The sequence below is a fragment of the Bradyrhizobium sp. USDA 4341 genome (genome assembly GCF_054063755.1).
Genome location: NZ_JBSSGO010000002.1, coordinates 2,429,919 through 2,453,817 on the forward strand (window position 1 = coordinate 2,429,919; position 23,899 = coordinate 2,453,817).

Here is a 23,899-nt window from a genome sequence, read left to right on the forward strand (position 1 = left end):
TCAAAAAGTCCTATACCGCTTCTTCGTGCGCGGCCTTGTCGGGGAAGCGTTTTTCCAGCGCGCTGACAATGAGCTTCATCTTCGATCCCAGCGAGCCCTTCACCATGATCACGTCACCGGCACGGACCGCGGCGACCGCCTGCGCTTCGAGCGCCGCCGAACTCTCGGCATAGCCTCCCCGCTTGCCGGTGGAAAGGGCATCCCACAAATTCCGCATCAGCGGACCACAACAATATACGAGGTCGATGCGGTTGGCGGTCACGGCTTCGTTGAGGCCGCGGTGCAATTCGGGCCCGGTCGGCCCGAGCTCGAGCATGTCGCCGAGCACGGCGATGCGGCGGCCATGCGGTCCGGTCGGGGCCTGGCCGAGCACGTTGAGCGCGGCGCCCATCGAGGCCGGGTTGGCGTTGTAGCTCTCGTCGATCAGCGTCGCCTCGCCATGGCCGACCTCTAGCGTGCGGCGAAGACCGCGGCCGGTCGGTGCCTCGAGCTGCGACAGCGACAGCGCCGCGCGCGCGATATCGGCGCCGAGCAGCGAGGCGCCCGCGAGCACCGCGAGCGAGTTCATCGCCATGTGCCGGCCGGGCATGCCGATCTTGTAGGTGATGTCATGGTCCAGGATATCGGCGTGCACCGCCGAGCAGGTCGCGTGCAGCGAAAGGTCGATCAGCCGCGCCTCGGCGCGCTTGTCGGCGCCGAACGAGACGATGCGCGAGATGCCGGCCTTCTTCGCCTGCTTTTGCAGCCGCGCGAATTGGGCGTTGTCGCGGTTGAGCACGACCGCGCCATTGGGCTCCAGCCCTGCGAAGATCTCCGCCTTGGCGTCGGCGATCGCCTCGATGCCGGAGAAGAATTCCAGATGCACCGGCTCGATCGTGGTGATGACGGCGACATGCGGCCGCACCATCTTGACCAGCGGCGTGATTTCGCCGGCATGGTTCATGCCGATCTCGAACACCGCAAAACGCGCGCTCGCCGGGCAGCGCGCCAGCGACAGCGGCACGCCCCAGTGATTGTTGAACGATGCGACCGAGGCATGGGTCTCGCCCTGCGCCGACAGCACGCGGCGCAGGGCCTCCTTGGTCGAGGTCTTGCCGACCGAACCTGTCACCGCGATGATCTGCGCGTTAAGCCGCGCTCGCGAGGCGTGGGCGAGCTCGACGAGGCCGGCGAGCACGTCGTCGACCACGAGCAGCGGCGCGTCGGCGGGAAATTTGTCGCGCTGCGCGGTCTCGACCACGGCGAGCCCGGCGCCGGCCTTTAGCGCCGCCGCGACGAAGGCATGGCCGTCATGGACGTCGCCCTTGATCGCAAAATACGCGTCGCCCGGCGCGATGGTGCGGCTGTCGATCGAAAGACCGGTGATGCCGTTTGGCAATGCGCCTTGCGTGGCGGCGCGCATCGCTTGCGCCATCGCATCCGAGGTCCACAACATCGTGCTCATGCGCCCTCCTCGGCCAAAGCATTCGCGACCGCTTCATGATCGCTGAACGGCAGCGTCGTATTGCCGACGATCTGCCCGACCTCGTGGCCCTTGCCGGCCACGACCAACGCATCGCCGGGCTCGAGGCCGGCGATCCCGGCGCGGATCGCGGCGGCGCGGTCGCCGATCTCGCGCGCGCCCTTCGCGGTTGCCATGATCGCGGCGCGGATCGCCTCGGGCTTCTCGCTGCGTGGATTGTCGTCGGTGACGATGATCTGATCGGCATTCTCGGCGGCGATCGCGCCCATGATCGGACGCTTGCCGGCGTCGCGGTCGCCGCCGGCGCCGAAGATCACGACCAGCCTGCGCTTGGCATAGGGCCGCAGCGCCTGCAGCGCCTTGGCGAGCGCATCGGGCTTGTGGGCATAGTCGACGAAGATCGGCGCGCCATTATGCTCGCCGACGAATTCGAGCCGGCCCTTGGCGCCTTCGAGATGTTCGAGCGTGCCGAACACGTCATCGGCGGCGCTGCCGGTGCCGATCGCAAGGCCCGCCGCGACCAGCGCATTCTCGATCTGGAATTCGCCGACCAGCGGCAGCCGGATCGCGTGCTTGCGGCCGCGGTGCTCGATCACGAGCTGCTGGGCAAAGCCTTCGATCGCCGCATCGGTGAGCCTGATGCCCTCGGTGGCGTCGGCATTGCGGCCGACCGCAATGATGCGCAAACCGCGCGCCCGGGCTGCATCGATCACCTCGGCCGAGCAGTCGTGATCGGCCGAGATCACGGCAGCGCCGCCGGCCGCGACGAGATCGCGGAACAGGCGGAGCTTTGCGTTCAGATAATGCGCGACATCGGGATGATAATCCATGTGGTCGCGCGACAGGTTGGTGAAGCCGCCGGCGGCAATACGTACGCCGTCGAGCCGATACTGGTCGAGGCCGTGCGAGGAGGCCTCGAAGGCGAGATGGGTGACGCCGTCGCGCGCGATCTCGTCGAGCTGGTGATGCAGCGCGATCGGATCGGGCGTGGTCAACGAGCCGTAGACGGTGCGCTTGTCCGAGACGAGACCGATGGTGCCGATGCTCGCGGAGGAGTGACCGAGCCGCTGCCAGATCTGGCGCGTGAATGCCGCGACCGAGGTCTTGCCGCTGGTGCCGGTCACCGCCGCGATCGTCACGGGCTGGCTCGGATAGAATGTGGCGGCGGCGAGCGCCAGCGCGCGGCGCGGATTGGGCGTGATGACGAACGGAACGCGTCCGTGACCTTGCGGCAGATGGTCGCTGGCGACCGCGACCGCGCCCGCGGCAATTGCCGCATCGACGAAGCGCGCGCCGTCGGTCCTGCTGCCGGCCAGCGCAAAGAACAGGTCGCCCGGCTTCACCGCACGGCTATCGACCGCAAGCCCTCCGACAACGATCGCGTCGGCACTCGGATCGATCGTGGCATCGGCGCTGAAGAGGTCGCGAAGTCTCATGATCTTCCAGTCTGGCCGGCGCCGTTCTGGCGCCGCGTGATGATACGCCTTACTGGGTTGTTCTGGATGCCGCAAGAATAAGGCGGTCGGACGGCGGCAGGTCGAAACGCGGTTCAACGCCTAAAAGCGGCGCAATTCGGGCGATCACGTTGCCGCCGGTCGGCACCGCATTCCAGCCCGAGGTGATGAACCCGTGTGTTTCCGGCGTCGTCTGCGGCTCGTCCAGCATAATCAGAATCTGGTACTTCGGATCGTCGGCCGGCATGATCGCGGTGAAGGAGTTGAGCACCCGCTTCTTGGCATAGCGGCCGTTGATCACCTTCTCCGACGTGCCGGTCTTGCCGCCGACATAGTAGCCCTTGACGTCGGCGGTCTTGGCGGTGCCGATCTCGGCGTTGAGCCGCATCAGATAGCGCATCTTGTCCGAGGTCTCGGGCTTGATGACCCGCTTCGCCAGCGCCATCGCTTCTTGCTCGGTGCGCTTCATAAAGGTCGGCGGAATCAAATAGCCGCCGTTGACCAGCGCGTTGATGCCCATCACCGCCTGCAGGGGCGCCACCGACAGGCCCTGGCCGAACGCGATGGTCACCGTGTTCAGTTCGCCCCAGCGGCGCGGCACCAACGGGGCCGCGCTCTCCGGCAACTCGGTGCGCAGCCGGGTCAACTGGCCCATCTTGGCCAGGAAGGCCTTGTGCGCCTCGACGCCCTGGCCGAGCGCGATCCGCGCGGCGCCGATATTGGACGAGTAGGTGAACACTTCCTTGGTGTTGATGAAACGTCCGAGCGTGTGGCTGTCATGGATCGTGAACTTGCCGTAGTGCAGGTTCCCGCGCGCATCCCACATCGAGTTCAGATTGATCTTGCCGCTATCCAGCGCCATCGCCAGCGTGAACGCCTTGAAGGTCGAGCCCATCTCGTAGACGCCGGTGGTCAGGCGGTTGATGCGATCAGGATCGTGCGCTTCCTTCGGATTGTTCGGATCGAAATCCGGCAGCGACACCATCGCCACGATCTCGCCGGTGCGCACGTTGGAGACGAGGCCGGAGGCGGCCTTGGCCTTGAACTTCTCCTTCGCCTTGATCAGTTCGTCGCGCAGCGCATGCTCGACGCGCAGGTCGATCGACAATTCGACCGGCTTCTGCAGCCGGTCGGTGGCGAAGCCCGCGCGATGCAGATCGGCCAGACCGTTATTGTCCAGCCACTTCTCCATGCCGGCGATGCCCTGGTTGTCGATGTTGACGAGGCCGATCAGGTGGGCGACCTCGTTGCCGGTCGGATAGACGCGCTTGTTCTCGCGCAGGAAGCCGACGCCGGGAAGGCCGAGGCGATGGATGTCGAGCTGCTGCTTCGGCGTGATCTCGCGCTTGAGCCAAACAAAACCCTTGCGCGACGACAGACGGTCGCGCACTTCGCTGGTGTCGAGATCGGGCAAGGCCGCGGTCAAGAGCTCGATCGCCTCGTCCTTGTCGATGAGGCGGCGCGGCTCGGCGAACAGGCTCGGCGCCTTGACATCGGTGGCGAGAATTTCACCGTTGCGGTCGGTGATGTCGGGCCGGGCGGTTGCGATCGCGTCCTGCGAGGCGGTGCGCCGCGCGCCATGGCTGTCGGCGCCGACGGCGAACAGCACCAGCCGTCCGGCCAGCACGCAATAGACCGCGGCAAAGGCGAGGATCGCAAGGCCGACGCGCGCGCGCGCCTTCGCGGCGCGGTCGACATTGCTTCCGTACAGCAGCGTGCGGATCAGCCGCGTGCGCCAGGGTTCAGCGGATTTTGCGGCCGGCTCGCTGGCGGGTGCCGGATCGGTCATGGCAGGTCCCGTCATTGCTGATCTCCCCCGCCCTGCTCGGAATCTTCTGCGGGCGCAGGCTGGTTGGCGGCCGGCTGGTCGGTCGCCGGCTTGTCAATCGATCCGGTCGTGCTGTCGGGCGCGGCGGCGGCCTCGATGGTGTCGATCATCGCGCCGATCGGATCGCGCGAACCGGGCCGCGTGAAGTTCGGCGGCCGCTCCGGCAGGTTCTTCAGGGAATCGTACTGGTTGGCGTTGACCGGTTTCAGCGGCAGATGCCGTTCGGCAAGCCCCTGCAGCCGCAGCGGCGCGTCGAGCTTGGCCCACTGCGCGCGCAAGGCGGCGATCGCGTTGCGCTGTTCGCGGATCTCGGCATTGAGCTGCAGCACGCGTTCGACGCGCGCGGTCGATTCCATCTTGATGCGGTAGACATAGGATGCCGCGAAGATCAGCATGCCGATGACGAGGAGATGGAGGAGACGCATCGTCAGCCTCCCCGCTTCAGGTCGGACAGCCGCGGCCATGACGGCAGGTCGTCGTCCGCATGCGCCGGCGCCGCACTGCGCTCGGCCGCGCGCAGCTTGGCCGATCGCGCACGCGGATTGGCCGATACCTCGGCCTCGCCGGGTGTCACCGGGCGCTTGGTCAGGATCTGAAAGCTCGGCGCGGATTGCGCCACTTCGGGCCGATGCCGCGAGCCGCCGGAAACCTTGCCGCGTTCTGTGAGGAAATTCTTGACGATGCGGTCTTCCAGCGAATGGAACGAGACCACGGCAAGCCGCCCGCCCCGCTTCAGCACCCGCTCGGCCGCAGCGAGCGCCAGGTAGAGCTCATCGAGCTCTTCATTGACGAAGATGCGCAGCGCCTGAAAGGTCCGCGTCGCCGGATGAATCTCGTTCGGCTTGGCGCGCACGACTTTCCCGACAATGTCGGCGAGCGCCTCTGTCGTCGTGATCGGCGCGTCCTTGCGCGCGGCGACGATGGCGCGGGCAACGCCGCGCGAATGCCGCTCCTCGCCAAAGATATAGATGATGTCGGCGAGTTCCTTCTCGGACGCGGTTGCGACCACATCGGCCGCGGTCGGGCCGCTTTGTGCCATCCGCATGTCGAGCGGACCGCCCAAGCGGAACGAGAAGCCACGCTCGGCCTGGTCGAGCTGCATCGAGGAGACGCCGACATCCATCACGACGCCGTCGACCTGATCCACCCCCTGCGATGCGCAGACCTCGGCGAGATCAGAGAAGCGGTCCTCGACCAGCGTCAGCCGGCCCCCCGCGCCGTCGACCAGATCGAAGCCGCCTGTTATCGCGTTGCGGTCGCGGTCGATGCCGATGACGCGGGTATCGGCGACATCGAGGATCATGCGGCTGTAGCCGCCGGCGCCGAAGGTCGCGTCGACATAGATGCCGCCGGCGCGCGGCTCGAGATAGGCGACCGCCTCGCGGCCCAGCACGGAAATGTGACGGGGAGCACGCTCGCTCATGCGCCGCCCCCGGACAGGGCCGCGTTGCTGGCATGCAAGCTGGCTGCGCGCCGACTCATTGCGTCTCGAATCCTCGCGCTGGTTGTTCCGGCAAAAAGGCCGCTGCGTAATACCAGCGCCAACTCCCGTCCTCGGCCGCAAATCCTGATATCCGACCGGAATTGGGAGGGTTTCCATGGGATTTCGCGCAACAGCCGGCCGTGGCGTCCTTTGGCCGCCCCCCGAAACCGGTTCGGCACTTCACCTCTCAGTAACGGCACTTAACGTTAAGAAAACGTTGATGATCGGTTAGCGGAATCGCGCGACTTTGACCCGCATTCGAGTGATACGCTTGGCCCTCGCTCCGGGCATCATTGCGCGGCTCATGGAGAGACCTGGAACCGGCACGGCCGATTGCGCGGCCCTCACGGTAAAGGAATAGTAAACGCCTATTTGTTTATCCATATGTCAAAATGCTTTCTCCTGGTTCGGGTTTTGAGTGATTCGTATGGCTTCTGGCTCGTCCTCGTCCGGCAACGCTGATTCGAAGCGTCAGCGCGTCCTTCCCGTTCCGAAGGGCGTGGCCGACGCGGAGACGTTCACGCCGGATTCCTCGATCGCCTCCGACGTGATCCCGTCGGTGAATTTCGGCGATCGCGCCAACAACCGGCAGCCCGACATGATCGTGCTGCACTACACCGGCATGCCCGATGTCGAGGGCGCGATCACCCAGCTCTGCACCGCCGGCACCGAGGTCTCGGCGCATTACATCGTGCTCGAGGACGGCCGCATCGTGCAATGCGTGCCTGAGAGCAAGCGCGCCTGGCACGCCGGCGTCGCCGCCTGGGCCGGCGAGGACGACATCAATTCCTGCTCGATCGGCGTCGAGATCGTCAATCGCGGCCACGATTGGGGCTATCCCGACTTCCCGCTGCGCCAGATCGCGGCCGTCATCGCGCTGTGCCGCGGCATCATGCTTCGCCGCAAGGTGGTCTCGCATCGCGTGCTCGGCCATTCCGACGTGGCGCCGGGGCGCAAGAAGGATCCCGGCGAGAAATTCCCCTGGCACTCGCTGGCCAATTCCGGCGTCGGGCATTGGGTGCAGCCGGCGCCAATCGTGCGCGGCGACGCGCTGCAGCTCGGTGCGATCAGCGACAGCGTCTCCAACATGCAGGCCGCGTTCCGGCGCTACGGCTACAACATCCCGACCAACGGCAAGTTCGACGGCCCGACCATGGAGGTCGTCACCGCCTTCCAGCGTCACTTCCGCCCCGAGCGCGTCGACGGGATCGCCGACCGCTCCACCATGGCAACGCTGCACGCGCTGCTCGAGAGCCTGCCGCCGGATGCGGCGAGGTAGGCTCGGTCTTTCCATCGTCATTGCGAGGCGCGAAGCGACGAAGCAATCCACGTTTCGGCGTGCGGCGCGATGGATTGCTTCGCTCCGCTCGCAATGACGCTTCCGGCCAAATCCTCACGCGCAAACTGGAACTTTTTTCCGTGTCCCGTCTTCTTATTTGGGGCGGTCTGAGTGGAGATTCGTCCATGTTCAAAGCACTCATCAGCGGAGCTGTCGCCATCGGCCTCATCGCAGCTCCAGTAGCCGCAGGTGCGATGTCGACCCAGGACAAGTCCATGTCGACCCATCACAAGACCCACAAGGTCCATCATGCGCAAAAGAAGATGATGGCGCCCGGCACCACGACCGGCATGTCGAGTGGAACGACGACCGGGCAATCGACCGGCGCCAAGGCCAAGACAGGGTACTGAGCGTTCAACGCCGCGCGGCGCGCTGACGATCGTTGACGTGAACGGCGCGCCCTCACAGACCACGCACGCGATGAGGCGATGTCAGCCCATCTCGGCGATCCGGCGTGCGTAGAGCCGTCGCAGCGGCTCGAGCTGCGTCGCCGCGGTCGCGGCAAGATAGGCCTGCCGCGCCTCGTCCTTGCGGCCGAGGCGGCGCAGCAGATCGGCGCGCACCGCCGGCAGCTGGTCGTATCCCCTCAGGCTGCCGCGCGCGTCCAGCGCGTCGATCAGATCGAGCGCTCGCGCCGGGCCGTCGACCATCGACACCGCAGCGGCATGATTGAGTTCGATCACCGGTGACGGGCTGATGCGGAGTAGCACCTCATAGAGACCGGCGATCTGCGGCCAGTCGGTATCCTTGTAGCTGGGCGCTCGCGCATGCAGCGCGGCGATCGCAGCCTGCACCGCGTAGGATTGCGGCCGGCCCGGCATCTGCAGCGCCTCCTCGACCAGCCTCACACCTTCGGCGATCTGCTGAAAATCCCACAACGAACGGTCCTGCTCCTCGAGCAGCACGATGTCGCCGCCTGCGGTCTGGCGGCCGGCGCGGCGCGCATCGTGCAGCAGCATCAGTGCCAGCAGGCCCTTGATCTCGCCGCGCGCCGGAATCAGCCGATCGAGCAGCCGCGCCAGCCGGATCGCCTCGCGCGCAAGATCGGGCCGCATCAGATCCTCGCCGGCGGTCGCGGCATAGCCCTCGGTGAAGACGAGATAGATCACGGCAAGCACGCCCTCAAGGCGCGGCTCCAGCGCCTCGCGCTCCGGCACCTCATAGGGAATGCCGGCGAGCTTGATCTTCTGCTTGGCGCGCAACAGCCGCTGCGCCATCGCGTCCTCGCTCACCAGGAAGGCGCGCGCGACCTGCGCGGTGGTCAGACCGCACACCGTGCGCAAGGTCAGCGCAACCTGGACCTCGGCGGCAAAGGACGGATGGCAGCAGGTGAAGATCAGCCTCAGCATGTCGTCGTCGAGCGTCGCATCGGCCGGCTCGGGCGACGCCTCCGCATCCAACAACAAGTGATGCGTCAATTGCTGCTGCTTGCCGCGGAACGAAACCGCGCGGCGGACGCGGTCGATCGCCTTGTTGCGGCCGACATTGACCAGCCAGGCGCGCGGATTGGCGGGGAATTCGCCGATCGGCCAGCGCTGCAGCGCGACCGCGAAGGCATCCTGCAGGGAATCCTCGGCCAGATCGAAATCGCCGACGAGACGGATCAGCGTTGCGAGCGCCCGGCCCGCCTCGTCACGGAAGATTTTCTCGATCTGGCTGGGGGTCATGGCCATCAATCGTCGTTCAGCGACCGCGCCAGGTTACGCGGCCGCTGCATTCATGATGCGATAATGGCATCATCGCGGGTTGTCGTAGATCATCACCGGCCTGACCTCGATCGAGCCGGTCTTGGCGCCGGGAATCCGCGCCGCAAGGCCGAGCGCGGTGTCGAGATCCTTGGCCTCGACCAGATAGTAGCCGCCGAGCTGTTCGCGGGTTTCCGCGAACGGCCCATCGGTCGTCAGCGTCTTGCCGTCACGAACCCGCACGGTGGTGGCCGTCGACACCGGCTGCAGCCCGTCGCCCGCCTTGAAGTGCCCGCTCTGGATGATGGACTGGGTGTAGGCGCCGTACTCCGCCGTCACGGCCTTGCGGTCGTCGGCATTCATACGGCCATATTCCGCGTCGCTCCGGTAGATCAGCAGCAAATATTGCATCTCATCTCTCCTCTTGATCGGCTGGATCGCCGACACCCAGTCGAACGGACGGCAGGTCAAACGACATCTTCAGGATAAATTATTTTGGCCGCCTTGGCCGCCGTTATCCGCTTGACGGATCGGGCGGAAACGCCCATGCCGTGCGGGTCAGTCGGCCGGACGGCCGCTCCCGCAAGCGCCGAAAGGCCGCGGGGGAGGAAAGTCCGGGCTCCATCGACATGCGGTGCCGGATAACGTCCGGCGGGGGCGACCCCAGGGAAAGTGCCACAGAGAACGAACCGCTCCCTTCTCGGAGGTAGCAAGGGTGAAAAGGTGCGGTAAGAGCGCACCGCGTTTCCGGCAACGGAGACGGCATGGCAAACCACACCGGGAGCAAAACCGAATAGGGACGGCAACGCGGTTAGTTCGCGCACGCGCGATAACACCGCAGGGCGATGTCAGGCCCGCTGTCCGGGTAGGTTGCTCGAGGCAAGGTGCAAACCTTGTCCCAGAGGAATGGCCGTCGCGTACCATTCGCAAGAATGGTGCCCTACAGAACCCGGCTTACAGGCCGGCTGATATTTTGGAGTATGAAGGGCTCGGCGCAACACGCCGGGCCCTTCGCCATTTTGGCCGCCGCGCGTGCATCCCATTTGCTAGAATGCCCCCCGCGGAGGATCGCAGATGGACCTTCAGAAGATCATGGCGAAGGCGCGAGATATCGCCAGGACCACCGGCACGATCACGACCGAACAACTCAACGGCCTGTGCCCGAACAGCATGGAGCCCGACGATATCGCAGCGCTCTTCGCGGCTCTGCGGACCGAGGGCATTCAACTCAAGGATAGCGACTCAGAAAAGTAGAAGCCGTCGACTTCGGACACTAGGCCACGATCTCCTGCAGCAGCGCCATCAGCGCCTCGGGCGCGGTGACGTTCGGCGAGTGGCTGGCGTCGATCTCGAAATAGCGCCAGCCGGGTTCATTCTTGATGCGCCTGGCGAACTGGCCGAACGTATCGGCCTGGGTGGTGCGGGTGGCGTAGACGTAGCTGCGCGGCAAATTCGTTTCGCCGTGTTGCAGCTTCAGCTTCTGCTCGAAGCATTTGATCGGCATGTCGACGCGGCGCGCGGTGAGCCATTCGACATCTGCGGCAGACGTATCCGGCGGCGTCGGCATCGGCGGGATGCGCCAGCCGTCACCGTCGCTAGCGAGTTCGCGCATGGTCTCGATGGCCGACTCGTTGAGGTCGAAAAGGGACTGGCCGTCGCGCGGTACGAAGGCGTCGATATAGATGATCTGCGCGATGCGCTCACGCACCCGGTCGGCGACGCCGGTCGCGACCATGCCGCCATAGGAGTGGCCGACCAGCACGATGTCGCGCAGATCTTCGTACGAAATGACGCCGAGCACGTCCTGGATATGCGCCTCCAGGTCGAGCCCTTGATGCGCCAGGTGCGCGCGCTCGCCGAGCCCGGTGTAGCTCGGCGTCACGAGCCGGTGCCCGGCGGCCTGCATCAGGGGATGCATCTTCTTCCACGCCCATCCGGCCGACCAGGCGCCGTGACAGACCAGAAAGGTTTTGGACGAACGCCCAGTCGACACGCTCGCAGTCATGGGATGCTTCCACTTCGATTATCGTTGATGAGCCGCGATTTTGAAGTGTACCCGCTGCCCGCGTCGTGTAAACGTCGCGGCAAAACATGATCGTCATTCCGGTCTGGTCCGAAGGACCAGACCCGGAATCTCGAGATTCCGGGTTCGATGCTTCGCAACGCCCCGGAATGACGACGAAGGAGAAAGCAACTGAACCCGGCAAGCTACGCGGTCCTGTTCTTCGGCGCGCTTGCCGGCGGTTTCGTTTCCGGTCTTGCCGGCTTCGGCACCGCGCTGATGGCGCTCGGCATCTGGCTCTATGTGCTGCCGCCGACGCTTGCGGTGCCGCTGGTGCTGGTCTGCTCGGTCATCGCGCAGGTGTCGACGCTGCCGTCGATCTGGAAGACCATCGATTTCCGCCTGGTCTGGCCGTTCGTCATCGCGGGCCTCGCCGGCGTGCCGATCGGCATTTTGCTGATCGCCCGCGCCGACCCCGAAGTCTTCAAGCTGACGATCGGCGTCTTCCTGCTGGTGTTCCCGACCCTGCTGTTCCTGCAGCGCAAGCCGATGTCGATCGCCTTTGGCGGCAAATGGGCCGACGGCGCGATCGGATTTGCCGGCGGCATCCTCGGCGGCCTCGCCGGACTGTCCGGCCCACTGCCGATCCTGTGGGCGAGCCTGCGCGGCTGGGGCAAGCAGCAACGCCGCGGCGTGTTTCAGATCTTCAACTTCACGATCCTGGCGGCCGCGCTTCTGGTCCAGATCGCAAGCGGCCTGGTGAAGCCCGAACTGATCTGGTTGACGGCCTGTGCGTTTCCAGGAACGCTGCTCGGCGCCTGGCTCGGCGCGCGCCTCTACCACGCGCTCAGCGACCGCAATTTTTCCGACGTCGTGCTGGTGCTGCTGTTCCTGTCCGGCGTGGCGCTGGTGTGGAACGGGCTGGCGCCGAAATAGCCGACAGCGCGCGGCTGACGGACATCGGTCCATCAGCCACGCGCCATCACTTACTCCGCCGCCGCCTGGCCGAACTCGGTTGCCTGTCGCTCGAACAGGCCGCGATAGATGCCGCCCTGCCGTGCCGCAAGCACCTCGTGCGTGCCCTGCTCGACGATCTCACCGCGATCAAACACCAGGATGCGATCCATGCTGCGCACGGTCGACAGCCGGTGCGCGATCACGATCGAGGTGCGGCCCTTCATCAGCCGCTCCATTGCCTGCTGGATCAGCGCCTCGGATTCCGAATCGAGGCTCGAGGTCGCCTCGTCCAGGATCAGAATGGGCGCATCCGCCAGGAAGGCGCGCGCCAGCGCCACGCGCTGCCGCTCGCCGCCCGACAGCTTGACGCCACGCTCGCCCACCAGCGTGCCGTAGTCCTTCGGCAGCCGCATGATGAAATCGTGCGCATTGGCAAGCCGCGCCGCCTGCTCGATCGCCTCCATGCTGGCGCCCGGCCGGCCATAGGCGATGTTCTCCGCCAGCGTGCGGTGAAACAGGATCGGCTCCTGCTGCACGATCGCGATCTGGCTGCGCAGCGATTGCTGCGTCGCCCTGGCGATGTCCTGACCGTCGATCAGGATTTTGCCGCCGGAGACGTCGTAGAGCCGCTGCACCAGCTTGACGAAGGTCGTCTTGCCGGAGCCGGAGCGCCCGACGAGGCCGACGCGCTCGCCGGCATCGATGTCGACCGATAGCCCGTCATAGAGCGGCAAGCGATGGCCGCCATAGTGGAACGTGACGTCGTCGAACACGATGCGGCCGCCCTGGATGTCGATCGTCTTCGCGTCATCCGCATCGACGATGCCGAGCGGCTCGCCATGGATCTGCACCAGCTCCTCCATGTCGTTCACCGAACGCTGCAGGTTGTTGATGTGCATGCCGACATCCCGCAGATACGCGTGGATGATGTAGTAGCTGGTCAGCACATAGGTGACGTCGCCCGGCGTGGCGTGACCCTGCGCCCATAGCAGGATCGCGCCGCCGATCACCGAGGCGCGGAAGCACAGCAGCACCAGGAGCTGCGCCGTCGAGGTGTGGTTGTAGCGCAACCAGGTCCGCCGCACCCGCCGGCGCCAGCGGCTGATGACGCCGTCCAGCCGCATATCCTCGCGCGTCTCGGCGCCGAACGATTTCACCACCGCGTTGCAGGTCAAGGCATCGGCCAGCGTGCCGCCGACCTTGGTGTCCCACGCATTGGAGACGCGCGCGGCAGGCGCGACGTAGCGCACCTGGAACACCATGGTCATCGCGACATAGATCACCGAGCCCACGGCAATCACCGCGCCGAGCGATGGCCAGTGCAGCCCGAGCAGGATCATCGAGCCGAGCAGCACGACGAGCGACGGCAACAGCGCCATCAGGATGGTGTCGTTCAACAGGTCGAGCGCCCACATGCCGCGCGTGATCTTGCGCACGGTGGAGCCCGCGAACGAGTTGGCGTGCCAGTCGGTCGAGAAGCGTTGCACGCGCATGAAGGCCTGCTGCCCGACATCGGACATCGTCTTCAGCGTGAACGGCACGATAGTCTGGATACCGACCAGCCGCAGCAGCAGCGACAGCGCGCCGAGGCCGACGATGGCGCCGAACGCCAGCATCGCCGCATGGCGCGCGGCGGCATCGGTGGCGCCCGCGGTCAACGCGTCGACCAGATGGCCGGAGAACACCGGCATGAACAGGTCGGCCGCGGTCGCACCGAGGAAGCCCGCCGTCACGGCGAAGGCGCGCAGCGGCTGCTCCAGCCAATGGCGGAATACGAATGGCAGGACGATCCGGATCGCGGCCGGTCGCTTGTTCGTCAGAGAGGTCATGGCACATTCCGGCCACGCTTCTGCAGCGCAAGCCGGCTCCATCTGAGGCGACAGGCGGACGGAATCCGGCCGCTTATGTCGCTGGAAATTGTAGATAACGTGTTGGGAAGTTTAGGTGATCGGGGATCAGGCCCGATCAGCGCCGGGAGCTAACGCGAAGGCGCGTCAAGCACCGTCGAACGCGGGCGCGCGATCTGCGAAATAAACGACTTCATGCGCATCTCCCGGGTTCGAGTAAGGAATGCGCTGCTTATAAATGCATCACGCGCAATTGGCAAGATGACAAGCGCGTGAGTGCGCCAATGTGTCGGCGATGCAACGCTCTGCCCGCGACCGGGCGCACACCGCGCGCAAAGCCGATGCGCTCAATGCGCGACATCGGCACACTTTCGTAGCTCGGATGAGCGAAGCGATATCCGGGATCACTCCCCGAACAGCGCACGCTGCTTCAATCATACGTCGCGCTCTCCAAAATTTCCCACGTCGGCTGCATCGCCTCCCCAATCGCGCGGCAATAGCCCAGCCCTCACGTAGCGATGGAACGATGAGTACGGCCAATTGCTTACACACGGCACCAAGGCATGTTTGACGGGGTTGAAATGGATGTAATCGACGTGCCGCGCGAAATCATTTTCATCCCGGATGGTGTGCTCCCAAAACCGCCGCTGCCAAAGCGCCAATTCACCGTTCGGGCGACGCTTCAACTCTATCGAGGCAGCAAGCAACTGGCTGCTGAAGTGTCCTTTGATGCGACGCCAGCGGCCCGCAAAATCGGGATCGCCTTGCGGCAGTGTGAGGATCGCGCGGAGGTGATCGGGGAGCACGACGACCGCGTCGACTGTGAATGGACGTTCCCGACGAGCCGTGCCGAACGCATCTCGGAGTGCAGCAGCGTGATCCACAAGCAATCTCGATCGCCGGTCATCGAGCGTGACTGTGAAGAAGAACGTACCGCCAGGAATGAAGTTGCGCCGGTATCTGACCATCCCGTGCCCCGCAGCATCCCGCATATCGCTTCACTCATGCGGGCTACGACGTCAGATTATTGCAGACTGTCTGGTGCACTCGTCAATACACGTCGACATCCGGGCCTCGAAGTTCGGTAGCCCGGATGAGCGAAGCGATATCCGGGGCTGCTTCGCGATCACCCGGCGCGATTGGATGAGCCTGGCGAGGTTCGTCCCCGCATGTCGCTTCGCTCATGCGGGCTACAACAGCACCCGCATCAATGCGCGTCGCCGCCGCCTGCGGTCATCGACGGCGGCTTGTTGACGAACAGCACCAGCAGGCTGAGGCCGACATAGAACAGCGACAGCATGAAGAAGGCGTCGCCATAGCTCATCACCTGCGCCTGGCGATGCACGAGCTGCGAGAGCTGCTTCATCGCCATGGTGGCGGAATCGCCCATGCCCTGCAGGCGCTGGGTGAAATTGTTGAGGGTCTCGACCGCGGTCGCGTTGCCCCAGGTCACGCGGTCCTGCAGCCGCGAGATGTGCAGGTCGGTACGGTCGTTGAGCGCCTCGTTGATCACGGCAAGCCCGACCGCGCCGCCGAGATTGCGCATCAGGTTGAACAGGCCGGAGGCGTTCTTGACGCGGTCCTGCGGCAGCGTGGCGAGCGCAATGTTGTTGGTCGGCACCATCGCGCACATCATGCCTATGCCGCGCAGGATCTGCGGCACCAGGAGCTCGTAGAAATCGTACTCGCGGGTGATCCAGGTCATCTGCCAGGAGCCGAGCGCGAAGGTGACGAGGCCGAAGGCGATGATGTAGCGCAGATCGACCTTCTGCATCAGCCGGCCGACGACCGGGGCCATGAAGAACATGGTGACGCCGGAGACGAACATGGTCTCGCCGATCATCAGCGCGCTGTAGCCGCGGATCTCGGCAAGATAGCGCGGATAGACGTAGGTCAGGCCGTAGAGCCCGATGCCGATGCAGAACTGCAGCACGCAGCCGACCGCGAAGTTGCGGTTGCTGAAGGCATAGAGATCGACGATCGGCTCCTCCGCAGTCAGCACGCGCCAGAAGAAGGCGATTGCCGAGAGGAAGCAGATCGCGGCGCAGATCGCGACCGAGGTGTCCTGCAGCCACTCATATTGCGGGCCTTCCTCCAGCACATATTCCAGCGAGCCGAGGAAGCCGCCCATGAAGATCAGACCCCACCAGTCGAAGCGATCGAGCAGCGCGAAGTTCGGCTGGTCGAAATCGACCAGCGCCAGCACGCCGATGGTGATGATGACGCCGGGCACGATGTTGATGAAGAACAGCCAGTGCCACGACATCAGATCGGTGATGTAGCCGCCGACGGTCGGCCCAACGGTCGGCGCCAGCGTCGCGACCAGCCCGATGATCGGCGCCACGATGTAGAACTTCGAGCGCGGGAAGATCGTGTAGGCCGAGGCGAACACCGTCGGGATCATGCCGGCACCGAGGAAGCCCTGCAGCGCGCGCCACAGGATCATCTGCTCGATCGAGGAGGCGAAGCCGCACAAGAGGCTCGACACCGTGAAGCCGAACGCCGAGATCGCAAACAACAGCCGGGTGCCGAGCGCGCGCGACAGGAAGCCGGACAGCGGGATCGCGATCACCTCGGCGATCAGATAGGCGGTCTGCACCCACGACACTTCGGTCGACGACGCCGACAGGCCGGCCTGGATCTCGGTGAGCGAGGCCGAGACAATCTGGATGTCCAGGATCGACATGAACATGCCGAACACCATGATGATGAACGCAACCACCCGCTTGGGCTGGAGCCGCTCGGACTCCGAAGCGCCGGTCATCATCGAGGGAGAGGCAGTGGTCGCGTCGGCCATGGGCTCATCAGGCTCCGCGCTTCGAACTTGCGGTCCGAAGCTTCAAGGCATCACTGCGGATGGATCATCATCGGCGCGTCGAGGTCGGTATCGGCGTCGGCATCGGCCGCCCCCTCTCGCGTGTCGACGGTGGTGTAGACCGACATGCCGGCGCGCAGCATGCCCTGCTTGGCGACGCTGTTCGGCACCCGGATGCGGACCGGCAGACGCTGCACGATCTTGGTGAAGTTGCCGGTGGCGTTGTCGGGCGGCAGCAGCGTGAACACCGAGCCCGCGGCCGGCGAGATGCTGTCGACGATGCCGGTGAACTTGCGGAAGCCGTAGGCGTCGACCTTGATCGTCACCCGCTGCCCGGTGCGGATGCGCTTGAGCTGGGTCTCTTTGTAGTTGGCGTCGATGAAGACGCCGTCGAGCGGCACCACATTGCCGAGCCGCTGGCCGACATTGATGTAATCGCCGGTGTTGACGAGACGGTTGGAGAAGGTGCCGTCGACCGGCGCGCGCACCTGGGTGAAATCGAGATCGCGCTCGGCCTTGGCGAGCTGGGTCTGCAATTCGGCGAGCTGGGCGCGGGCTTCGGCCTGCTGCGCCTTGGTGACATCGACGTTGCTCTTCGCGGCGTTGTAGGCAGCCTGCGCCGACCGCACGGCGGCCGCGCCCTGGTCGCGGCCGGCTTCGGAGACTTCGAAGGTGGCGCGCGAGGCAAAGCCCTTGGTGCTCAGCGCCTGCTGGCGATCGAAATCGAGATCGGCGCGCTTCAGGCCGGCTTCGGCGGAGACGAGCTGCGCCTGCGCCTGCTCGACCGAGCTTTCGGCCGCCGCGACCTGGCGGCCGATGCGCTCGATGGTCGCCTGCTGGGTCGCGATCCGCGTGCGCGCGGCGTCGACCGCGATGCGATAGTCACCGTCATCGATCCGGAAGATCACATCACCGGCGCGCACCACCGCGTTGTCGCCGGGCAGGATCGCCGCGATATGGCCCGCGACGCGCGCGCCGAGCATGGTGTTGTTGGCGCGGACATAGGCGTCGTCGGTCGAGATGTAGAAGCGCCCGATCAACAGGTAATAGGCGGCATAGCTCGCGCCGGCGAGCGCGAGCAGCCCGAGCACGCCCATCATCACGAATCGGCGCTTGCCGGATTTCGGCGCTGCGGCAGCGGGCGACGCCGCCGGCTGTTCGGGCGCAGAAGCGGGCGGCGCCTCGGCGGGACTCTTGTCGCCGGGACTCTTGGCTTCGTCGGCCCTTTTGGCTTCGTCAGTTCTGGCCTGGTCGCCGAGATCGGCGGACGCGTCGCGCGCCACCGCGTCCGCGGCCATCTCAGGCCCGGAACGAACAATGCGTGCAGCCTGATCCCGTGCTGCGGCCATAACCGAGGCTCCCCACCAAAAATCTTGACGCGCGCAATGGCGGAAGAAGGGCCGTGCGGCGCATCGTCACTCCCACCAATACCATTGACCGAACGGTTCGGTCAATCTACATTCCCGCCCAGCGGATTATAAGGCTTCGATTCTTCCCGGACTGATTCTGGGTTGAGTTCTTTGGCGAGAAGCTAAATCAATGGTTGCAGCGCCCCCAAACCCCCTCCACCTCGTCATCGGCGACGAGGAGTCCTCGAAGCGCCGCCAGATCCTGGACGGCGCCCGCAAGGTATTCCTGGAGCTTGGCTTCGACGGCGCCAGCATGGGCGAGATCGCCCGCGCCGCCGCCGTCTCCAAGGGCACCCTGTACGTGTATTTCCCCGACAAGGCCGGGCTGTTCGCGGCGATCGTCGAGGAGGAAAAGCGCGAGCAGGGCAAGGTCGCCTTCAACTTCGATCCGGCACGCGACGTCGACACCACCCTCCCCGAATTCGGCCGTGCCTATGTCGCGGTGCTGTGCCGGCCCGGCGGCGGCTCCGCGATCCGCACCGTGATGGCGATCGCCGAGCGGATGCCCGAGCTCGGCAGCCGGTTCTACACCCATGTGATCGCCCACACCGTCGACCGCTTCGCCGCCTATCTCGAGGCGCGCGCCGCGCTCGGCGAGCTCGAGATCGACGACTATCAGCTCGCGGCCTGGCAGTTCATGCAGATGTGCCAGGCAACGCTGTTCCAGGCGTTCATCTTCCAGGCCAATCCGTCGCCCTCGCCGGAGCGGATCGCAACCGTCGTCGACAGCGCGACGCGCGTGTTCTTCGCGGCATACCGGCCGAAGCAGGCGAATTGATCCCCCGCCGTCGCAAGACAGGCGAGTGAAGGTCCAATCCGACTATTTCTTTTGGTAGGACCGCAACTTGGCGCTTGTCGCGCGACGCCACCTCGCGCGACAATTCCCTGCATGAACGGGGATATCGACCCAGATCAAATGTCCAGCGTGATGGCGCGGCTGGGGGAGGCAGTGGTCGACCCGACGGCGTGGACCGACATCATGACGTCGATCTGCGAAGCGGTGGGCGCAACCGGCGCCGTGCTGCTGCAAAGCGACGTGCGGACCCCGGACGTGCCGCGCACCGCGTCGACCGAAGAAATGGTGCAGCTCTACTTCGCGCACAACTGGCATGAGCAGGATTCGCGCGCTCCAGGCGTTCCGCGAGCCATGGCCGGCGAAGTGATCACCGATCAGGACTTGCTGACGCCCGAGCAGATCCGGTCGGATCCGATGTACAATGAGGTGCTGTATCCGTTCGGCTTCAAGTGGTTCGCCGGCATCGGCTTCTGGGCCGACAGCGCACCGTGGGTGCTGACGTTGCAGCGCACCGGGGAGGAAGGACATTTCGAGACACGCGAGACGCGGCTTCTGGCTCAGCTGGGGCCGCGCCTGACGGAGACAGCGACGCTGTCGACTGCGGTCGGCCGCATCGCGCTCGCCTCCATGACCGGCATTCTCGACCGGGTGCGGCAGCCGGCCGTCGCACTCGATCGCACAGGCCTCGTGATCGATCGCAACGAAGCTGCCGATGCCGGCTTCGACGCGGACATCAGGATCAGGGATCGCCGGCTGATCGTGCGCGACAGGGCGGCACAGGCGCGGCTTGATCAAGTCGTCGATCTGATCCGCGCCGCACCCGAGCGCGCGGCGCTGCCGATCGAGCCGATCCTGATCCGCCGTACGCACAAAGGGCCTGTTGTGTTGCGCGTATTGCCGATCGACGGTGCGGCACGCAACGTCTTCCTCGGCGCGCGGGCGATGCTGGTCTTCGTCAATTTGACGCCACGCGCGATGCCCGAGCCCGGCATGATCGCGCAGGCATTCGGCCTCACGCCGGCAGAAGCGCGGCTGGTGGCGCTGCTCGCGGGCGGCCTCTCGATCGCCGACGCTGCCGAACGGCTCGGGATCGTTCGCGACACGGCACGCAACCAGTTGAAGTCGGCCTTCGCCAAAACCGGCACGCACCGCCAGCCCGAACTGGTCAACCTCGTCCTTCGGATCGCCTGAGAGAGATTCGACTCAATCCACAATGATGCTCACCCGCCCGATTTCGCCCAGCACGGCCGGGCGTTGACCGCCGTACGCGCCGCTCTTGAGCACGGCCGTATACGACCCAGCCGCGCGATAGACGTGCGTCCGTTGAAAGCCGCGGATCGGTGAGATCGTGTCATCGGTCCGGCCATCGCCGAAATCGAGCACGACCACCCCCTCCGGCATCCCCGGCCCCATGCCGGTGAAGGTCACCTCGAGCGGCGCCGCGCCCGAGATCGGCGAAGCGGCAAGAGCACTTGTCGCGTTCATCTGCGTCGTCGCGGTCATGTCGATCACACCAAGGGTGATTGCGGAGATGGCAAATGCCGGCAAACGCCACGTCATTTCGAATGTCCCGATCAACCACCCGCCGCAAGCAGATTGCGGCGGGTGGTTTTATGAATCAAGCAGCAGGACGACCTCCTCCGGCTCAGACCAGATGGAAATCGCCTGCGTGCGCTTGCAGCTCCGCCGCCTTGATCCCGGCAAAGGTGATCGTATCGCCGAACGCGTCCGTTATGACAGCGCCGGCGGCGGTATCGGCCGTGTGATTGGCCAGCATGTCGTTCACGGTGGCGAAGATCGACTTGTCGAGCTGCACGGCGTCATTGTGCGAATCGAAATCCGTGATCACGTTGGTGCCAAAATGCGGGCGGAACAGGAACGTGTCCGGCCCGTTGTTGCCGGTCAGCGTGTCACCATCGCCGCCGATCAGGACGTCCGGGCCATTGCCGCCGATCAGGATGTCGTGCCCCGCCGAGCCGTCGAGCACGTCCTGGCCGTTGCCGCCATTCAGCGTGGTATGGCTTCCGGCCTGGTAATCGACGCCGGGATTGAACACGACGATGCTCAGCGTCGACGACGCCGTTGCGCCATGAGGATCGGCAATCGTGTAGGCGAAGGTGTCCTGCGCGACGATCTGCGACGGCAAGCCCCCCTTGTTGGCGACATAGACATAGCCGCCGTCGGCATTCAGCGTCAGCGAGCCGTAGGTGCCGGCTATGGTGTGCCCGACATTGCCGGCCGCCCCGTCGACGGCGCTGACCACCGAGTGACCCTGATCGTGGATGTCAGGATCGGTGTCGTTGGACAGCACACCGTGCGACGCGTCAACCGACAGCGTCGACTTCTTCGCCGTGCCGTTGCTGTCCGCGACCGCGATCGGCGCGTCGTTGGCGCCGTTGATGGTGAGGACGACATCCTGGGTGACGGCCCCGCCATGCGCATCGTCGATGATGACGGGCACCGTGACGGTGAGGCTCTCGCCGACCGACAGGAAATCGAGATCCTTGTCGACGATGCTGTAGCTCCAGTCGATCTTGCCTGCGTTGCTGTTGCCGGCCTCGGGCGCGATCGTAAACGCCGCCTCGAGCGAGGCGATTTGTGCCGGCGTGAGTTCCGACGTGTAGTCGTGCGTCGCATCCTGCCAGGTCACCGTCTCGCCGGCGGCATCGATCGTCGCAGTCGGCCGGTCGTTGAGATCGGGATCGGTGAAGGCGATCGCGCCGGAGGTCGCATCCGGCGTCGAACTTCCGGTGACGCCGGGCAATTCGCTGATCGTCCCCGTCAGGTTGGACAGTGCCGGCACCACCGACACGGGATCATTGGTGCCGGTGAAGACGACCGTGATCTGCTGGGTCGAGGTGTCGCTGACGTTCGAGCCGGTGTGGTGGTCGGCCACCGTGACGTCGTAGACCACGGTCAGCGTCTCGCCGGCCGCCAGGAAGTCCAGATTCCTGTCCGCCAGGTCGAACTGCCAGTTGAGCGTCCCGCTGGTGCCGTCGACGCCGATCGAATCGGTCAGCGCCGTTGCGAGGGCCGCCTGCGTCGCGAGCGGAACCGTGACGCCGCCGGACCAGGTCGCGGTATCAAACGCCTCACTCGCGGTGTGAGTGTCGCCGGCATTCGCATCGGTGAACGTCAGTGTGCCGAGAAGTTCCTGCAGCGAGGCGGAATTGGTGGTGTTGGCCAATTCGGTCAGCGGATGCGGGGATCCCAGATCGGGCGACAGCACCGGCGGACGGTTCAGCACCTCGGTCTCGTTGAATGTGCCGTCGGCGAACTCGAATTTCTGGATGTTGGTGACGGTGTCGGTGCCGTCAGGCGACCCGCCGCGCTGGTCGGCGATCTGGATCGCGCCGCTGCCGAGCAGGGTCGCGATGTATTGCAGCCGGGTGCCGCTGTAGACCACCGTGTTGGTGCCGCCCCCGCCGTCGATCGTGTCGTTGCCGCCATTGCCGCGAAGCACGTTGTCGGCGGCGTTGCCGACGATCGCGTCGTTGCCCGAGCCGCCATTGGCGTCCTCGATCAACGATGCGGTCTCGGTCGGGTTGTTCGGATCGATCAGCGCATTGGCGATGTTGCCGCGCGCGAAATACTCAGCACCGCCCGCCCCGTTATTGCCGAGATCGGCGCGCTGCGCGTGCGCCGCGCTGGTGTCCAGAATGGTCCAGGCACCGGGATTGAGATCGATGGAGAGGTTGGTCGTGTAATTGGAGAAGTCGTAGGTGTCGGTGCCGCCGCCATCCCACAGCGTCATCAGCACGAAGTTGCTTTGCGGCGCGCCCTGCCCGACGCCATCGATGAACTCCTCGCCGGTGGTCAGGCTCCAGGTATAGGTGGTGTTGCCGTTGTGCGCCGTGGCGCCATAGTTCGCGCCGTACATGTACTGCAGCGCGGCGATGTCATCCTGCATGTAGGTGGTCGGATGATCGGGCGCGTTGTCACCATTGGTCGCATTGTCGCCAGGAAACTGGCTGTAGGTCATCACCGAGTATTCGTAGGAATTGTGATCGGCCGGCAGAGCGGGGAACGTCACGCCGTGCCCGTCCTGCGTGACGTGGCCGTGCTTCAAGCCGAGATTATGGCCGGTCTCGTGCATGATGCCGGCCGCATCCTGGAAGCTGCCGAGCACCGGATTGGTGTAGCCGCCGGTGACGAACCATGCGTCGCCTTGCGCGCCCATCGCGGAGAACGGCGCGCTGCCGTTGTAGCCCAGTTCGGGCGGATTGGCCTCCGCGGTGCCGGGCGCGTTGCCGGGGACGTGCAGTCCAGTGTGCAAGGCGACACTGCTGTCGTCGGTGTAGTCGATCTTGTCGGCATTCGCGTAGCGCAGCGTCGCGCCGGCGCTCGTCGTCTCGGTGAAGGTGAGATTGGTGAAGCTTGCGATGTTGGTGAGCGCCGTACGCACCGCCGTCTGCTGTGCCGCGGTGAACGCGCTGAAATTGTCGATCTCCTGATAGCCGTATTCAGCGGTGCCGGTGGGAAACGAAAACGTCAGATTCTGCGCGCCGCCCGAACCCCACTCCCATCCCCAGAGAATGCCATCGATATCTGGATTACCGGACAGATTAACAACTTGAGTCATGGGAAAACTCCGTTTTGGGTGAAATGAAAAACGTCCCCAATTCCGTTCAGTTGTCTTGCTGACGCGAGATGCAATCCTTTCTGCTGAGGGTGATTCCGATTTCGAAATTTGCGACGCAAAAGCCGCTGGATCCGGGATTCACGAGCACCGCACCTGAAATCCGCGGCGGCGCGCGAGATTGTTAGGCTTGTGGCAACTACAAGTCAAACGTGTTTCTAACTATGACAAAACCATAAATTG

General features: G+C 65.2%; 20 protein-coding genes and 1 other RNA gene. 7 read left to right on the forward strand and 14 right to left on the reverse strand.

Features of this window, described 5'->3' with window-relative positions:
- Positions 1 to 10: 10 nt before the first annotated feature.
- The 5 genes from ACVIGB_RS17570 to rsmH are packed head-to-tail and all read right to left on the reverse strand — an operon-like array spanning position 11 to position 6,167.
- Positions 11 to 1,444, reverse strand: coding sequence for a UDP-N-acetylmuramoylalanyl-D-glutamyl-2,6-diaminopimelate--D-alanyl-D-alanine ligase (locus ACVIGB_RS17570; RefSeq protein WP_456721679.1), 1,434 nt, complete (start codon positions 1,442 to 1,444; stop codon positions 11 to 13).
- Positions 1,441 to 2,898, reverse strand: a complete 1,458-nt coding sequence (locus ACVIGB_RS17575) for a UDP-N-acetylmuramoyl-L-alanyl-D-glutamate--2,6-diaminopimelate ligase (protein WP_456721678.1) — start codon at positions 2,896 to 2,898, stop codon at positions 1,441 to 1,443. The genes ACVIGB_RS17570 and ACVIGB_RS17575 overlap by 4 nt, the downstream gene beginning before the upstream one ends.
- Before the next feature lie 49 nt (positions 2,899 to 2,947).
- On the reverse strand, positions 2,948 to 4,705 hold the full coding sequence (locus ACVIGB_RS17580) for a peptidoglycan D,D-transpeptidase FtsI family protein (protein ID WP_456725151.1): 1,758 nt from the start codon (positions 4,703 to 4,705) through the stop codon (positions 2,948 to 2,950).
- Between the two features lie 11 nt (positions 4,706 to 4,716).
- Positions 4,717 to 5,169: a cell division protein FtsL gene (gene ftsL, locus ACVIGB_RS17585; protein ID WP_456721677.1), complete on the reverse strand. Its 453-nt coding sequence runs from the start codon at positions 5,167 to 5,169 to the stop codon at positions 4,717 to 4,719.
- 2 nt (positions 5,170 to 5,171) lie between these two features.
- Positions 5,172 to 6,167: a 16S rRNA (cytosine(1402)-N(4))-methyltransferase RsmH gene (gene rsmH, locus ACVIGB_RS17590; protein WP_456721676.1), complete on the reverse strand. Its 996-nt coding sequence runs from the start codon at positions 6,165 to 6,167 to the stop codon at positions 5,172 to 5,174.
- A 487-nt stretch (positions 6,168 to 6,654) separates the two neighbouring features.
- Here rsmH and ACVIGB_RS17595 point away from each other — a divergent pair, with 487 nt between their 5' ends.
- Both ACVIGB_RS17595 and ACVIGB_RS17600 read left to right on the forward strand, forming a co-directional pair.
- A complete protein-coding gene (locus ACVIGB_RS17595) occupies positions 6,655 to 7,506 on the forward strand; it encodes an N-acetylmuramoyl-L-alanine amidase (protein WP_456721675.1) in 852 nt (283 codons plus the stop codon).
- Between the two features lie 185 nt (positions 7,507 to 7,691).
- The gene (locus ACVIGB_RS17600; protein WP_092115929.1) at positions 7,692 to 7,916 is read left to right on the forward strand and encodes a hypothetical protein; all 225 of its coding nucleotides are present in this window, start codon (positions 7,692 to 7,694) and stop codon (positions 7,914 to 7,916) included.
- An 81-nt stretch (positions 7,917 to 7,997) separates the two neighbouring features.
- Here the strand turns inward: ACVIGB_RS17600 and ACVIGB_RS17605 are convergent, their stop codons facing one another.
- Together ACVIGB_RS17605 and ACVIGB_RS17610 are read right to left on the reverse strand one after the other, a co-directional pair.
- Complete coding sequence (locus tag ACVIGB_RS17605; RefSeq protein ID WP_456725150.1) at positions 7,998 to 9,233, reverse strand: RNA polymerase sigma factor; 1,236 nt, start codon at positions 9,231 to 9,233, stop codon at positions 7,998 to 8,000.
- 69 nt (positions 9,234 to 9,302) lie between these two features.
- Positions 9,303 to 9,662 carry a YciI family protein gene (locus tag ACVIGB_RS17610; RefSeq protein ID WP_021077249.1) on the reverse strand — a complete coding sequence of 120 codons (360 nt, stop codon included), beginning with the start codon at positions 9,660 to 9,662 and terminating at the stop codon, positions 9,303 to 9,305.
- Between the two features lie 147 nt (positions 9,663 to 9,809).
- Between ACVIGB_RS17610 and rnpB the strand changes: the two genes are divergently transcribed.
- Positions 9,810 to 10,224, forward strand: an RNA gene (gene rnpB, locus ACVIGB_RS17615) — RNase P RNA component class A.
- Between the two features lie 101 nt (positions 10,225 to 10,325).
- Entirely contained in the window at positions 10,326 to 10,505 is a 180-nt protein-coding gene (locus ACVIGB_RS17620) for a hypothetical protein (RefSeq protein WP_176529816.1), read from the forward strand.
- 19 nt (positions 10,506 to 10,524) lie between these two features.
- Here the strand turns inward: ACVIGB_RS17620 and ACVIGB_RS17625 are convergent, their stop codons facing one another.
- Entirely contained in the window at positions 10,525 to 11,256 is a 732-nt protein-coding gene (locus tag ACVIGB_RS17625; RefSeq protein WP_456721674.1) for an alpha/beta fold hydrolase, read from the reverse strand.
- Positions 11,257 to 11,445: 189 nt separating this feature from the next.
- Here ACVIGB_RS17625 and ACVIGB_RS17630 point away from each other — a divergent pair, with 189 nt between their 5' ends.
- Positions 11,446 to 12,189, forward strand: a complete 744-nt coding sequence (locus tag ACVIGB_RS17630; RefSeq protein ID WP_456725149.1) for a sulfite exporter TauE/SafE family protein — start codon at positions 11,446 to 11,448, stop codon at positions 12,187 to 12,189.
- 50 nt (positions 12,190 to 12,239) lie between these two features.
- Here ACVIGB_RS17630 and ACVIGB_RS17635 read toward each other — a convergent pair whose 3' ends face one another.
- From ACVIGB_RS17635 to ACVIGB_RS17650, 4 genes are all read right to left on the reverse strand, one after another.
- A complete protein-coding gene (locus ACVIGB_RS17635) occupies positions 12,240 to 14,039 on the reverse strand; it encodes an ABC transporter ATP-binding protein (protein ID WP_456721673.1) in 1,800 nt (599 codons plus the stop codon).
- Between the two features lie 452 nt (positions 14,040 to 14,491).
- Positions 14,492 to 15,025 (reverse strand): REP-associated tyrosine transposase, encoded by a 534-nt coding sequence (locus ACVIGB_RS17640; RefSeq protein WP_456725148.1) that lies wholly within the window; start codon positions 15,023 to 15,025, stop codon positions 14,492 to 14,494.
- Positions 15,026 to 15,264: 239 nt separating this feature from the next.
- Entirely contained in the window at positions 15,265 to 16,854 is a 1,590-nt protein-coding gene (locus ACVIGB_RS17645) for a DHA2 family efflux MFS transporter permease subunit (protein ID WP_456721672.1), read from the reverse strand.
- 50 nt (positions 16,855 to 16,904) lie between these two features.
- The gene (locus ACVIGB_RS17650) at positions 16,905 to 18,221 is read right to left on the reverse strand and encodes an HlyD family secretion protein (RefSeq protein WP_456721671.1); all 1,317 of its coding nucleotides are present in this window, start codon (positions 18,219 to 18,221) and stop codon (positions 16,905 to 16,907) included.
- 190 nt (positions 18,222 to 18,411) lie between these two features.
- Between ACVIGB_RS17650 and ACVIGB_RS17655 the strand changes: the two genes are divergently transcribed.
- Together ACVIGB_RS17655 and ACVIGB_RS17660 are read left to right on the forward strand one after the other, a co-directional pair.
- Positions 18,412 to 19,059 carry a TetR/AcrR family transcriptional regulator gene (locus tag ACVIGB_RS17655; protein ID WP_456721670.1) on the forward strand — a complete coding sequence of 216 codons (648 nt, stop codon included), beginning with the start codon at positions 18,412 to 18,414 and terminating at the stop codon, positions 19,057 to 19,059.
- Between the two features lie 138 nt (positions 19,060 to 19,197).
- Positions 19,198 to 20,268, forward strand: a complete 1,071-nt coding sequence (locus ACVIGB_RS17660) for a helix-turn-helix transcriptional regulator (RefSeq protein ID WP_456721669.1) — start codon at positions 19,198 to 19,200, stop codon at positions 20,266 to 20,268.
- Between the two features lie 12 nt (positions 20,269 to 20,280).
- On the opposite strand, the gene ACVIGB_RS17665 is transcribed toward ACVIGB_RS17660, so the two are convergent.
- The gene (locus ACVIGB_RS17665) at positions 20,281 to 20,637 is read right to left on the reverse strand and encodes a PKD domain-containing protein (protein ID WP_143046658.1); all 357 of its coding nucleotides are present in this window, start codon (positions 20,635 to 20,637) and stop codon (positions 20,281 to 20,283) included.
- An 85-nt stretch (positions 20,638 to 20,722) separates the two neighbouring features.
- Positions 20,723 to 23,659, reverse strand: a complete 2,937-nt coding sequence (locus ACVIGB_RS17670; protein ID WP_456721668.1) for an Ig-like domain-containing protein — start codon at positions 23,657 to 23,659, stop codon at positions 20,723 to 20,725.
- Positions 23,660 to 23,899: the final 240 nt, after the last annotated feature.

What these genes read in the sequence shown, in the direction of transcription:
- ACVIGB_RS17575 (WP_456721678.1), bottom strand. Translation starts at nt 2,898, where the DNA reads ATGAGACTTCGCGACCTCTTCAGCGCCGATGCCACGATCGATCCGAGT.
- ACVIGB_RS17625 (WP_456721674.1), bottom strand. Translation starts at nt 11,256, where the DNA reads ATGACTGCGAGCGTGTCGACTGGGCGTTCGTCCAAAACCTTTCTGGTC.
- ACVIGB_RS17655 (WP_456721670.1), top strand. Translation starts at nt 18,412, where the DNA reads ATGGTTGCAGCGCCCCCAAACCCCCTCCACCTCGTCATCGGCGACGAG.
- ACVIGB_RS17650 (WP_456721671.1), bottom strand. Translation starts at nt 18,221, where the DNA reads ATGGCCGCAGCACGGGATCAGGCTGCACGCATTGTTCGTTCCGGGCCT.
- ACVIGB_RS17580 (WP_456725151.1), bottom strand. Translation starts at nt 4,705, where the DNA reads ATGACCGATCCGGCACCCGCCAGCGAGCCGGCCGCAAAATCCGCTGAA.
- ACVIGB_RS17665 (WP_143046658.1), bottom strand. Translation starts at nt 20,637, where the DNA reads ATGACGTGGCGTTTGCCGGCATTTGCCATCTCCGCAATCACCCTTGGT.
- ACVIGB_RS17610 (WP_021077249.1), bottom strand. Translation starts at nt 9,662, where the DNA reads ATGCAATATTTGCTGCTGATCTACCGGAGCGACGCGGAATATGGCCGT.
- ACVIGB_RS17670 (WP_456721668.1), bottom strand. Translation starts at nt 23,659, where the DNA reads ATGACTCAAGTTGTTAATCTGTCCGGTAATCCAGATATCGATGGCATT.
- ACVIGB_RS17620 (WP_176529816.1), top strand. Translation starts at nt 10,326, where the DNA reads ATGGACCTTCAGAAGATCATGGCGAAGGCGCGAGATATCGCCAGGACC.
- ACVIGB_RS17645 (WP_456721672.1), bottom strand. Translation starts at nt 16,854, where the DNA reads ATGGCCGACGCGACCACTGCCTCTCCCTCGATGATGACCGGCGCTTCG.
- ftsL (WP_456721677.1), bottom strand. Translation starts at nt 5,169, where the DNA reads ATGCGTCTCCTCCATCTCCTCGTCATCGGCATGCTGATCTTCGCGGCA.
- ACVIGB_RS17660 (WP_456721669.1), top strand. Translation starts at nt 19,198, where the DNA reads ATGTCCAGCGTGATGGCGCGGCTGGGGGAGGCAGTGGTCGACCCGACG.
- ACVIGB_RS17640 (WP_456725148.1), bottom strand. Translation starts at nt 15,025, where the DNA reads ATGGTCAGATACCGGCGCAACTTCATTCCTGGCGGTACGTTCTTCTTC.
- ACVIGB_RS17600 (WP_092115929.1), top strand. Translation starts at nt 7,692, where the DNA reads ATGTTCAAAGCACTCATCAGCGGAGCTGTCGCCATCGGCCTCATCGCA.
- ACVIGB_RS17595 (WP_456721675.1), top strand. Translation starts at nt 6,655, where the DNA reads ATGGCTTCTGGCTCGTCCTCGTCCGGCAACGCTGATTCGAAGCGTCAG.
- ACVIGB_RS17605 (WP_456725150.1), bottom strand. Translation starts at nt 9,233, where the DNA reads ATGACCCCCAGCCAGATCGAGAAAATCTTCCGTGACGAGGCGGGCCGG.
- rsmH (WP_456721676.1), bottom strand. Translation starts at nt 6,167, where the DNA reads ATGAGCGAGCGTGCTCCCCGTCACATTTCCGTGCTGGGCCGCGAGGCG.
- ACVIGB_RS17570 (WP_456721679.1), bottom strand. Translation starts at nt 1,444, where the DNA reads ATGAGCACGATGTTGTGGACCTCGGATGCGATGGCGCAAGCGATGCGC.
- ACVIGB_RS17635 (WP_456721673.1), bottom strand. Translation starts at nt 14,039, where the DNA reads ATGACCTCTCTGACGAACAAGCGACCGGCCGCGATCCGGATCGTCCTG.